The following is a 12240-nucleotide window of genomic DNA, read 5'->3' as shown; positions in this document are numbered from 1 at the left end:
CGGCTGTGTCCCCGCGGCGGCGGGCGGGGGGGCGCCGCCGCACCGCCCCCCTCCCTTGCCCGTCGGCCCCCCCCCCTTACGGCGCCGGGGGGGGGGGCCCCGCCCCCCCCCCCCTCTCTATCTCGGCGGGATCCCTTCTCTATCTCGCGGATCCGGCCTCTCTGTCTCCCGGGGTCACCAGTTGGGTGTGGCCCCGGGGACGTTGCGGGGCAGCTTCACGTCGTGCGGGTGGATGACGTACGCGATGCCGTCGGTGGACGTCTGCCACACGCGCTCGAAGTTCTCGCGGGTGTAGACGTTGCGCACGTCGGCGTCGGTCGCCTTGTTGGGGTCGTTGATGACCGGGTCGCCGTCGGCGGTGAAGCCCACGATGGTCACCAGGTGGCCGTCGGTGCCGTAGCCCGCCTCGGGCATCTCCTCCTTCGCGAAGTTGATCGAGACGACCAGCGGGATGCCCGCGGCGATGAACCGCTCCGCCTCGGCCAGGGAGCGCAGCCGCGTCACGAACGTCTCCAGGCCGTACTCGTGCGCGTACGCCGTGTTGAACGGCCAGTTGCCCGCGCCCTCGTAGGTGTAGTCCCACGCGTTGATGGCGGCGTGCGCCACCTGCGGGTCGCCGTTCGGGGCGACGATGCCCTCGAGCCGGTCGGCGGGCACCCGGTACTTCTTGCCGTACGAGTACTGGATCATCGTGGTCGACGTCGGCGAGCACCACACCTGGCCGCCGCCCCCGAACTCGGGGTACTCGCCGATGTGGATCAGCTGCGAGTAGCCGGGCACGTCGAGCTCGACCGCGCGGCCGAGCGTGAAGTCGCTGGTGCCGGTGTACGCGGAGTCGGGCAGGTACTCGTTGGTCATCGTCGTCACGCCCGACAGTCGCGGGGTCGCCGTCGACCCGGCCGGCCGGTAGAGCGTGACGCGGGTCTGGAAGGCCTCGGGTTCGTGGCCCGTGCGGGCCACGAACGTGTCGGTGTACAGGGCGGCGTCGGCGTCGTTCTGGCCGTTCAGCGACGTGCGGTGGATGTCGCCCACCGAGCCGTCCTCGGGCGCGAAATCGGCGCCGGACGCCCAGCGGCCCATGACGAACCACTTGGTCCACGCGCCGTCGGCCTTGCGCCCGCGGAACTCGACCTCCACCCACGTGCCCGTCGGGGTGGTGGCGTTCCAGGAGGTCAGGGACTCGTCGACGGCGTACCCGGTCTCGACGACCGGCGACGTCCACGTCCCCGTCTCGTAGTCCACCGCGCTGCCGTCGCCGAACGGGTCGGTGTACGCCGTGGTGGGCCCGCCGGCGGCGCGGATCCCCAGGGTGCCGCGCGCCCCGGGGCGCAGGTTCTCCCACTCGCCGTGCCGCAGGTCGTCGATGCCCTGCCAGTGGGTCGTGGTGATCTTGTTGCCCGACGTCGCGGTGTCGTCCGGCGGCGCGGCACCGGCGGCTCCCGCCGTCGGTGCGATCACCGCCCCCGCTGCCAGGGCCGCCGTCGTCGCTCTCATCCAGGTCCTCCGCACCATGCCTGTCACGGTCCCTCCCCAGGGACGGGGGCGTGGGACGGTCCCCTCCGCCCGTTGGCAAAGACTTTCCCAGAAACTGTGGCGTGTGTCACGACCTTGCGCGGGGCCGTGGCCCATGGCCCGAGGGCGGGGGAGGTGGCGGGGTGCGGTCAGGCGGCCAGCTCGGCGGGCACGTCGTCGTCGTGCCGCACCGCGAGCGATGTCACCGCCCGGGTCAGGCACACGTACAGGCGCCGCAGCCCGGACCCGCGGTCGGTCTCGCCGGCCACGATCCCCGCCGGGTCGTCGAGGACGACGTGGTCGTACTCCAGACCCTTGGCCAGGGACGCGGGGACCAGGTCGAGCCGTGCGTCGAACTCGGTGGCACGGTCGGCGCCCTCGGCACCGTCGGCGCTGTCAGCGACCTCCGCCGTGAGGTCCTCCTCGCCGACGACGGCGAGCTCCAGCCCGGCCGCCTGGAGCCGTCTGCGCGCGGCGGCCACGCCGGCGTCCGGCACGATCAGGCCCACCGAGCCCTCCCGCGCGAGGGCGGCCCGCACCAGCTCCTCGGTCGGCGCCGTGGTGAGCAGCAGCTCGCCGCGGGCCCGCCGCACGGCCACGGGTGGCGCGAGCGTGGGCGCGATCGTCGGCAGGAGGCGCGCCGCGTACTCGATGACGTCGCCGGGCACGCGGAACCCCGCGGTGAGCTGCTCGACGTGCGCGTCGGGCTTGCCGAGGTGAGCGAGGGCGTCCGTCCAGGAGCGCACGGCCCACGGCGTGGTCGCCTGGGCGAGGTCGCCGAGCACCGTGAGCGAGCCGGTGCGGGCCCGGCGCCCGAGGGCGCGCAGCATCATGGGGGACAGGTCCTGGGCCTCGTCGACGACGACGTGCGCCACCGACGGCGCCCGCTCCAGCAGGTCGGCGAGCTCGTCGAGCAGCACGAGGTCGGCGAGCGTCCATCGCGCCGCCCCCACGCTCCGGGGCGGTGCGGCCCAGGTGAGCTGCTGCTGCTCGGTCGGGGTGAGGAGTCCGTCGGCCGTCGCGGCGAGGAAGTCCGGGTCGCCCAGCAGTCGGTGCAGCAGCCGGGCGGGCGTGAGGACCGGCCAGAGCGCCGCGGCGTAGTCCTTCACGGGCTTGGTGCGCGCGAGGACGTCCCAGGCGCGGTCGTCGAGCGCGTCGCCGGCCGCCTCGATCTGCTGCAGGATCCGGTGCGCCAGCGCGTACCGGAGCTGCTCGCGTCCGGCGTCGTAGCGCAGGTCGCGGCCCACCACGTGCGCGACGGCGTCGCGGGCCTCGTGCGCGGGCACGCGCCAGCGGCGGGAGCCGCGCGGCAGGACGAGCGCCTCCGCGGGCTCGCCCAGGTGCGACCACACGGCTCGGCGCAGCACCTGCGCCATGCGGGCGTCGCCCTTGAGGCGGGCGACCTCGGCAGTCTCGGTACCGCGCCGGCGGCCGTGCGCCGCGACGAGCTCCTCGACCGTCGTCTGCGTGGCGTCGACCTCGCCGAGGGCGGGCAGCACGTCCCGGATGTAGCGCAGGAAGCTCGAGTTCGGTCCGACGACGGTCATGCCGCGCCGCGTGACCTGCTCCCGGTGCGCGTACAGCAGGTAGGCCGCGCGGTGCAGGCCCACGGCCGTCTTCCCCGTGCCGGGCGCGCCCTGCACGACGACGGTGCGGTCGAGGTCGCTGCGGACGATGACGTCCTGCTCGGGCTGGATCGTCGCGACGATGTCTCGCATCGGCCCGGTGCGCGGGCGCTCGATCTCCTGTTCAAGGATCTCCGAGTGCTCGGCCGCGGTAGCGCCCGCGCTCGCGCCGGACAGCACCTCGTCCTCGAACCCGGTGAGCACGCCGCGTGCGAAGCCGTACCGGCGCCGGGTGGCGACCCCCATCGGGTCGTCCCGGGTGGCGCGGTAGAACGCGGCGCTCACCGGGGCGCGCCAGTCCACGACCAGCGGGTCCCCGGCGGTGTCGGACACGTGCCGCCGCCCGACGTGGAAGACCTCGCCACCGGCCGGCTCGTCGTGGTCGAGCCGGCCGAAGAAGAGGGGCACGTGGGGGTCGTCGGCGAGCTGGGCCAGGCGGCGGGCCAGCGTGGCCTCGAGCACCTCGGCGCTGATGCGGTCGCCGGCGTGGGCGGTCAGCCCCGCCGTGCGCTCGCGCATCCGGGCGAGCTCCTCGCGCGCCCGCTGCAGGTGTGCCCGCTCCCGGTCGAGCTCGGCAGGGGGCACGGCGGGCACGGCTGACCTCCAGGGCGGCGGGTGGGAGCCGCAGGACATTACCCGGTCGGGCCCGCCGGGGCAACGCGCCCGTGGGCGGGCGCTCCGCTGGATCGACGCCGGCCGAGGGATGTGATCTGCGTCCCAGCGGTTGGCATCGGAGCGAGGCGACCCTAAGTTAGGCCAGGCTGACCTCACTTCGACCGATCGAGGAGACCTGTGACGAAGTCCTCCGCCCTGCTGGGAGCCGCGACCGCGGCCGACTACGCCGGCGCGCTGCACGCCGTCGTGGACGACGTGGCCGCCCGCTTCGAGACCGTCCGGCAGCCGTTCTGCGGCGCCAGCCGCCGCGAGCTGCAGGCCCTCGTCGACGCCGTCGACCTCGACGGGCCCCCGGTCGGGACGCCCGAGGCGCTGCGCGAGAGCGCCGACCTCTACGCCTCGCACGCCGTCTGGTTCCACCACCCCGCGTACACGGCGCACCTCAACTGCCCGGTGGCGCTCCCGGCCGTCGGAGCGGAGGCGATGCTCGCCGCGATCAACACGTCCGTCGACACCTACGACCAGTCGACGGTCGCGACCCTCATGGAGCAGCGCCTCGTCGAGTGGACCGCCGGCCGCATCGGCTTCCCGGCCGGGAGCGACGGGGTCTTCACCTCGGGCGGCACGCAGTCCAACCTCCAGGCGCTGCACCTGGCGCGCGAGGCCGCGCTCACCGGGCCCGACGGCGCCCGGCTCGGCGGCGCGGCGCGGCGCGAGCGCCTCGGCCGGCTGCGGGTGCTCGCCACGACCGCCGGGCACTTCTCCGTGGCCCGCTCCGCGCTGCTCCTCGGTCTCGACGACGACGCCGTGATCGGTGTCGGCACCGACGCCGACGGCCGCCTCGACCCCGCCGCGCTGGCCCGGGCCCTGGTCGACGTCGAGCGGGCGGGCGACGTCGTCATGGCCGTCGTCGTCACCGCGGGGACCACCGACCGCGGCTGCGTCGACCCGGTCGCCCCGGTCGCGGACCTCTGCGACGCCGTCGGGGCATGGCTGCACGTCGACGCCGCGTACGGCGGCGGGCTGCTGGTCTCGCCGCGCCGCCGCCACCTGCTGGACGGCGTCGAGCGGGCGCGCAGCGTCACGGTCGACTTCCACAAGACGTTCTTCCAGCCGGTCTCCTCCAGCGCCCTCCTCGTCCGCGAGGCCGCGGACCTCGCGCGCGCCGCGTGGCACGCGGACTACCTCAACCCCGCCGAGGAGGCGGGGGAGCCGAATCCCGACCTCAACCTCGTCGACCGGTCGCTGCAGACCACGCGCCGGTTCGACGCGCTCAAGCTGTGGGCCACCCTGCGCGCCGTCGGCGCCGACGGGATCGGCGCGATGGTCGACGCCGTCTGCGACCTCGCCGCCGCCGTGCACGCCGACCTCGCCGGCGACCCCGAGCTGCGGCTCCTCGCCCCGACCGACCTGTCCACCGTGCTGTTCCGCTACCAGCCCGACGGCGTCGACGACGCGCAGGCGGACGCCCTCGTGCCGCGCGTGCGGCGCGTGCTGTTCGACTCCGGCCGTGCGCTCGTCGCGAAGACGGTGGTGGACGGTCGTCCGTGCCTCAAGCTCACGCTCCTCAACCCGGACGCGACGCTCGACGACGTCCGGGGCGTGCTCGACCTGGTCCGCGCCACGGCGCACGGGCTGCTCGCCGGCGAGGAGCTGCTCGACCTGGACGCGCCGCCGTGCCGCGGCGCCCACCCGCGCCTGCAGCGGGCGACCGCCGTGCCCGCCGACCCCGCCCTCGAGGAGGTCGCCCGATGACCCGCACCACCGACTCCGCCCCCGAGCGCACCCACGACGTCCTGGGCGTCGGCATCGGGCCGTTCAACCTGGGTCTCGCCGCGCTCGCCGACCCGCTCGACGACGTCGACGCGGTGTTCCTCGACCGGCGCGACGGGTTCTCCTGGCACCCGGGCATGATGCTCGAGGGCGCCACCATCCAGGTGCCGTTCCTCGCCGACCTGGTGACGATGGCGGACCCGACGTCGCCGTTCTCGTTCCTCGCGTTCCTCAAGGACACGGGCCGGCTCTACCCGTTCTACATCCGCGAGTCCTTCTACCCGCTGCGCGCCGAGTACGACGAGTACTGCCGCTGGGCGGCCGACCGTCTCACCACCCTGCGCTGGGGCCGCGACGTCACGGCGGTGTCCCGGGACGAGGAGTCCGGGGACCTGGTGGTGACCGCCCGCCTGGCCGACGGGACGACCGAGACGTACCGGGCGCGCCACGTCGTCCTGGGCGTCGGGACGACGCCGCAGCTCCCGGCGCCGCTCGCCGCCCTGGCCGCCGAGGCAGGCCGGCACCCGGGCGCCGGCCCGGTGGTGCACAGCGCCGACTACCTGCCGCACCGCGACGCGCTCGCCGCGACCGGTGCGGTGACCGTCGTCGGGTCGGGGCAGTCGGCGGCGGAGGTGTACCGCGACCTGCTCGAGGACGCCGCGCCCGGCGCGCACCGCGTGGACTGGGTGACGCGCTCGACGCGATTCTTCCCGATGGAGTACACGAAGCTCACCCTCGAGATGACGTCGCCGGAGTACACCGACCACTACCGGGCGCTGCCCACCGAGCTGCGCGAGATCCTCGGCCGCGAGCAGCGCGCGCTGTACAAGGGGATCAGCGGCGACCTCGTGGACGACATCTACGACACGCTCTACCGCAAGTCCGCCCTCGGGCGGGAGGTGCCGACCACCCTGCTGTCGGACACGGAGGTGGTCGCGGCGCGCTACGAGCCCGACGGCGCCGACCGCGCGGGGGAGTACGTGCTCACCCTGCGGCACGGCCAGCTCGGCCGGGTGGCGGAGCACCGCACGCGGGCCGTCGTCGCCGCCACCGGGTACGGGTCGGGCGTGCCGGGCTTCGTGGCGCCCGGTCTGGTCGACCTCGACGAGCTCGGGCGCGTGGACGTGGCCCGCGACTACACCGCGGGCGCGGGCGGGCGCCTCCACGTGGGTGGCACGGAGGCGCACACCCACGGCGTCACCGCCCCCGACCTGGGCTTCGCCGCCTGGCGGAACTCGGTGATCCTGGCGCAGGTCACCGGCCGCGAGCCGTACGCGATCGAGCGGCGCATCGCGTTCCAGACGTTCGGGCTGCCGGGCGGCGAACCCGTGCCGAGCCCGGCAGCGGCCGCCGCGGTGCAGGGGGTGGCCCGATGACCGCCGTCGCCGAGTCCGGCCTCCGGCCCGTCGCCGCGACCCGGACCTCTCCGGACGCCGTCACCCTCGAACCGGTCGACCCGGCGCGCGACGCCGCGACCGTGCACGGATGGCTGTCCCACCCGGCGTCCGCGTTCTGGCAGATGGGGCACCTGGGCGCCGTGGACGTCCGGGACTACCTCGCCGGCGTCGCCGACCACCCGGACCAGGACGGCTGGCTCGGGCGGGTCGACGGCGTCCCCGCGTTCTACACCGAGACCTACGACCCGGCCCGCGTGCTGCTCGTCGGCGTGCACGACGCCGCGCCCGGCGACGTCGGCATGCACCTGCTCGTGGCGCCCCCGCCCGAGGACCCGGCCGACCGCGCGCCGGGGTTCACCGACGCGGTGATGGCCGCCGTCGTGCGCTTCTGCCTGACGGCGGAGGGCTGCGGGGGCGCGCGCGTCGTCGTCGAGCCGGACGTGCGCAACCGCGCGATCGGCGCGAAGAACGCAGCGGCCGGGTTCCGCATGCTGCGCGAGGTGGAGCTCGACGAGTGCGGGCACACCAAGCGCGCGGCGCTGAGCGTCTGCACGCGGGAGGACTTCGCGGCCTCGCCGCTCGGCGCCCTCGCCGGGCGCGCCGCCGGCGCGCGCCTCGCGCCGCACCTGCGCCCCGACCTCGCCGAGCACGCCCACCGTCACCTCGCCGCCAAGGCGCTCGCGGAGCTCGCGCACGAGCGGCTCTTCCGCCCGGAGCCCGAGCCGGCTCACCACGATCCGGCGGACGACGCCGGGCCGTACGTGCTGACGCTCGACGGCGTGACGTACCGGTTCGCGGCGCGCACGTTCGCGCTGGAGCACTGGGTGGTGGACCCGGCATCGATCACGCGCACGGCCACGACGGGGACGGCCGACGTCGAGCTGCCCGTGGACGCCCTGGAGCTGGTGGCCGAGCTGCAGCCGCTGCTGCAGATCCCGGACGACCTCGTGGCGACCTACCTCGAGGAGCTGTCGTCGACCCTCGCCGCGGCGTGCGCCAAGCGGGAGCGGGAGCTGGACGGCACGTCGCCGCAGGTCCCGGAGCTGCTGTCCGCCCTCGCCCCCGAGCAGGTCGACGACGGCGACGAGGACCGGCGTCGCGCCGAGGCGTTCCAGGCCGCCGAGGCGGCGATGACCGAGGGGCACCCCGGCTTCCTCGCGAACAACGGCCGCATCGGGTTCTCCCTCGACGACTACCGCGCCTACGCGCCTGAGCGCGGTGAGCGGCTGCGCCTGACGTGGCTGGCGGCGCGTCGCGAGCACTCCCACCTCGCGGTCGGTGCCGGCCTCACCGAGCAGGCGCTCTACGGCGACGAGCTCTCGGGCGCCGAGCGCGCCGCGTTCGCCGACCGGCTGACCGCGCGAGGGCTGGACCCCGCCGAGTACCTGTACCTGCCGGTGCACCCGTGGCAGTGGCAGCACCGCGTGCCGATCACGTTCGCCGCCGACGTCGCGCGCGGCGACCTCGTGCCCCTGGGCGCGGGCGCCGACGAGTACCAGCCGCAGCAGTCGATCCGGACGATGTTCAACCGGACGCGGCCGGAGCGGCACTACGTCAAGGTGGCGCTCGCGATCCAGAACATGGGCTTCCTGCGCGGCCTCTCCCCGGCGTACATGCGCGGCACGCCGGAGATCAACGACTGGGTGGCGGGCGTCGTCGAGGGCGACCCCACGCTGCGCGACGCCGGGTTCGCCGTCCTGCGCGAGCGCGCGTCCATCGGGTACACCGGCGACGTCTACCACCGCACCGCCCGACCCAGCGCGCACCGCAAGATGCTCGCGGCGCTCTGGCGGGAGTCGCCGGTGCCGCGCACCGCGCCGGGGGAGCGGCTGGCCACCATGGCGAGCCTGCTGCACCGCGACGCCTCCGGGCGGTCGCTCGCCACCGCCCTCGCCCGGGAGTCGGGGATCGCGCCCGAGGCGTGGCTGCGCGCCTACCTCGACGCCTACCTGTACCCGCTGGTGCACTGCCTGCGCGCGCACGACCTGGCGTTCATGCCGCACGGCGAGAACCTCGTGCTCGTGCTGCGCGACGGCGTGGTGCGGCGGGTGTTCATGAAGGACATCGGGGAGGAGATCGCGGTCCTCGGCGAGCGTGCCCTGCCCTCCGGCGTCGAGCGCGTGCAGTCGGTCGTGGACGACGACGAGAAGGCGCTCGCGATCTTCACCGACGTGTTCGACGGCGTGCTGCGCCACCTCGCGGGCGTCCTCGCGGTGGACGGCGTGCTCGCCGAGGACCGGTTCTGGGCCGTGGTGGCCGACGTCGTGGACCGGCACGCCACCGAGCACCCGGACCTCGCCCCGCGCGGCGGGCGGGGCGTCGACCTGCGGGTGCCGCGGTTCGCGCACTCGTGCCTCAACCGGCTGCAGCTGCGCAACACGCTGCAGATGGTCGACCTCACCGACCAGTCCGCCTCGCTGCTGTACGCAGGGACGATGGCCAACCCCGTCGCCCGCCCGGACGTCCCGTGACCCGACCCTTCGAGCTGTTCCGCGACGACCTCGGGGTGCCGCACGTGCGGGCGGGCTCGGAGGCGGACCTGGCGTACGGGCAGGGCTACGTCACCGCGCTCGACCGAGGCTGGCAGCTCGAGGTCGACCGCTGGTACGGCGACGGCCGGCTCGCGGCGCGGGTCGGCCCGGCCGGGCTCGAGTGGGACCGGTTCGCCGTCCGGGTGCGCCTCGCGGACACCACCCGCCGGGTCTGGGAGGCGCTCGCGGAGCCCGAGCGGGTGTGGCTCGCCGCGTACGCCGACGGCGTGCGGGACGGGCTCGACGCCGGCGGCCGGGACGCCATCGAGCGGGCGGAGCTGGCGCGGGCCTTCGGCGGTGCCCCGCTCCCCGACGACGAGCCCTGGCTGCCCTGGACCCCGATCGGCACCTTCCTGGTGCACCACGTGCTGTTCAGCGGCTTCCCGCACCTGCTGTGGCGCGAGCACGTGGCGCGCACGCTCGGCCCGACCCTCGGCGACGCGGTCGTCGGGTGGTGGGGCGCGCGCGACGGCGGGGGCGGTGGCCCGTCGTCGGGCTCCAACGCGTGGGCGCTGCCCGGGTCGCGGACGGCGTCCGGCGCTCCGCTGCTCGCCGGCGACCCGCACCGGCTCCTCGAGCTGCCCGGGGTCTACCAGCAGGTCCGGCTCGCGCGCCCGGGGCACGACGTCGTCGGGCTGGCGTTCCCCGGCGTCCCGGGCGTGCTGCACTTCGGGCACGCCGAGACGCCGGTGGGCGCGGTCGCGTGGGGCGTCACGAACGCGATGGCGCACCACGTCGCGCTGGTCGCGGAAGGGGTCGACGCCGCCGCGGCCGGCGCACGGGTGGTCGCGCAGGGATCCGAGGCCGTGCCCGTGCGCGGCGGGGCACCCGTCGTCGTGCGGTGGGCGGAGACGGCCCGCGGCCCGCTCGTCACCGACCGGCACAGCCTGCGCTGGCCCGTGCGCATGACGGCGGACGCCGGGGTGGCCGCCTGGCGCGCGCTCCAGCGCGCGCGGACGGCGCGCGACGTCGCCGCCGCGTTCGCCGGGTGGGTCGACCCCGTGGACCGGGTCCTCACCGCCGACTCGGCCGGCGAGGTGCTGCGCCTGACCGCCGGTCTGGTGCCGGACGTGCCGCCGTCGGGACGCGTCGTCCCGGCGACCCGTCGCGACGAGCCGGGGTGGCGACGGCTGCCCGCGCCCGCGGTCGTGGCCGACGTCGCCGTGGACGCCAACCACCGCCCGGCCCGGCCGGAGCACGACCTGGGCCATGCCTACGCCCCGCACCGCGCCGCGCGCGTGCGGGCACTGCTCGCCGACCCGCCGCCCGGCGGGGAGACGGCCGAGGACCAGGACCGCGTGCTCGCCGACACGCGCGACGGTGGCGCGGCGGAGCTCGTCGCCTGGCTTCCGTCGGTCGAACCGGTCGGGACCCAGGGCCCCGCGGACCGGCTGCGCGCCTGGGCCGCGGCGGGCGCGCGGATGGACGCCGGCTCCCCGGACGCCGCGCTGTTCGCCCGCTGGCGGCACGCGCTGGTGCGCCGCGTGGCGGCCGCCCCGGCCCTCGCCCCGCTGCACGCCCCGCACGGCCTGCCGGAGGTCTTCGCGCCGTGGCTGGACGTCGTCGCGCGCGTGGGTGACGCGCTCGCGCCGATCCTCGCCTCGGGGGTCGTCGACGGTCGGCGCCTGGCCGGGGAGGCGCTCGCGGACGTCGACGGGCGCACCGACCCGCTCCCCGACCCGCCCGAAGCCGCCCGCGAGACCTGGGGCGACCTGCACCGCCTGGCCCCGCTGCACGCGCTGGGCCTGGTCCCCGGCGCGGCGGTGCCCGCGGTGCCGGCGGAGCAGGCGCGGCCGCTGGGTGGGGCGGGCGACGCCGTCCGCTGCACGGCAGGCGTGCCCGGCGTGACTCACGCCGTCCTGCACGGGTCGGTCGCCCGCTGGGTGTGGGACCTGGGCGACCGCCGCCGCAGCCGCTGGGGCGTGCCGTTCGGCGCCTCCGGCGACCCGCGCTCGCCGCACTTCGCCGACCAGCATCCGGCGTGGGCCGACGCCCGCACCGTCCCGATCGAGACCGACTGGGCGCGGCTGCGCCCCGGGCACCTGCCGACCCGACGACCCCCGGAGGACCGATGACGACCGAGCCCCTGTCCGATTCCCCGCCCGAGCCCGCGACGTCCGACCGACTGCTGTCCGGAGCGCGCGGCGCGGAGGTGTGGCGCGCCGACGTCCCGGGCGCGGGTACCGTCACGGCGCACGTGCTGGACCCGGTCGCCGACCTCGACGTGCTGCACGAGTGGGTCAACCGCCCGCACGCCGGGTTCTGGGGGCTGGCGGGCCTGAGCCGCGAGGACCTGGGCGACACGTACGCGTTCGTCGACTCCCTGCCCACGCACCACGCCTACCTGGTGCGCTGGGACGGCGAGCCGGTCGTCCTGGTGCAGCTGTACCACCCGGAGGACGACCCGGTCTCGACGGCCTACGACGCGCTCCCCGGCGACCTGGGGATGCACTTCTTCAAGGGCGGCGACGGCCCGGCCGCCCGCTACGGCGTCGCGCCCTGGGCCGTGGTCGGCCCCGCCGTGCTCGCCTTCGCGTTCACCCGCCCGGGCACGCGGCGGCTGGTCGGCGAGCCGGACGCCCGCAACCGGTCCGCGGTCGCCCGCATGGCGGCGTTCGGCTTCGAGGCCGCGGGCACCGTGCGCTTCGAGTCCCCGCAGGGGCCGAAGGAGGCGGTGCTGGCGTTCTGCGAGCGCGAGCGCGCGGAGGCGATCGTCGCCGGGCGGTTCCGCACCGCCGGACGCTGAGGCCCGTTCACGTCGACGAGGCTCGACGGTGTCGACGTGAG

Annotated in this window: 7 protein-coding genes; 5 read left to right on the top strand and 2 right to left on the bottom strand. The window is 76.1% G+C overall.

The genetic code is table 11. From position 1 onward, the window contains the following. Window positions 1-174: 174 nt before the first annotated feature. Entirely contained in the window at window positions 175-1494 is a 1320-nt protein-coding gene (locus ACH443_RS15605; RefSeq protein WP_430590802.1) for a C39 family peptidase, read from the bottom strand. A gap of 167 nt (window positions 1495-1661) precedes the next feature. Beyond that, complete coding sequence (locus ACH443_RS15600) at window positions 1662-3731, bottom strand: HelD family protein (RefSeq protein WP_430590801.1); 2070 nt, start codon at window positions 3729-3731, stop codon at window positions 1662-1664. A gap of 198 nt (window positions 3732-3929) precedes the next feature. Here ACH443_RS15600 and ACH443_RS15595 point away from each other — a divergent pair, with 198 nt between their 5' ends. From ACH443_RS15595 to ACH443_RS15575, 5 genes are read left to right on the top strand one after another with little or no spacing between them, the layout of a single operon-like run. Beyond that, the gene (locus ACH443_RS15595; protein ID WP_430590800.1) at window positions 3930-5507 is read left to right on the top strand and encodes a pyridoxal phosphate-dependent decarboxylase family protein; all 1578 of its coding nucleotides are present in this window, start codon (window positions 3930-3932) and stop codon (window positions 5505-5507) included. Further along, a complete protein-coding gene (locus ACH443_RS15590; protein ID WP_430557971.1) occupies window positions 5504-6901 on the top strand; it encodes a lysine N(6)-hydroxylase/L-ornithine N(5)-oxygenase family protein in 1398 nt (465 codons plus the stop codon). Before ACH443_RS15595 ends, ACH443_RS15590 begins: the two co-directional genes overlap by 4 nt. Then, window positions 6898-9393: a GNAT family N-acetyltransferase gene (locus ACH443_RS15585; protein ID WP_430590799.1), complete on the top strand. Its 2496-nt coding sequence runs from the start codon at window positions 6898-6900 to the stop codon at window positions 9391-9393. The genes ACH443_RS15590 and ACH443_RS15585 overlap by 4 nt, the downstream gene beginning before the upstream one ends. Beyond that, entirely contained in the window at window positions 9390-11528 is a 2139-nt protein-coding gene (locus ACH443_RS15580) for a penicillin acylase family protein (RefSeq protein WP_430590798.1), read from the top strand. Before ACH443_RS15585 ends, ACH443_RS15580 begins: the two co-directional genes overlap by 4 nt. Further along, window positions 11525-12199, top strand: coding sequence for a GNAT family N-acetyltransferase (locus ACH443_RS15575; protein ID WP_430590797.1), 675 nt, complete (start codon window positions 11525-11527; stop codon window positions 12197-12199). Before ACH443_RS15580 ends, ACH443_RS15575 begins: the two co-directional genes overlap by 4 nt. Window positions 12200-12240 lie beyond the last annotated feature (41 nt).

It is taken from the genome of Isoptericola sp. NPDC019571 (genome assembly GCF_044389385.1).
GTDB lineage: Bacteria > Actinomycetota > Actinomycetes > Actinomycetales > Cellulomonadaceae > Isoptericola > Isoptericola nanjingensis.
The sequence above is the reverse complement of the archived record's forward strand: the minus strand, read 5'-3'. Positions and strand labels throughout refer to the sequence as shown.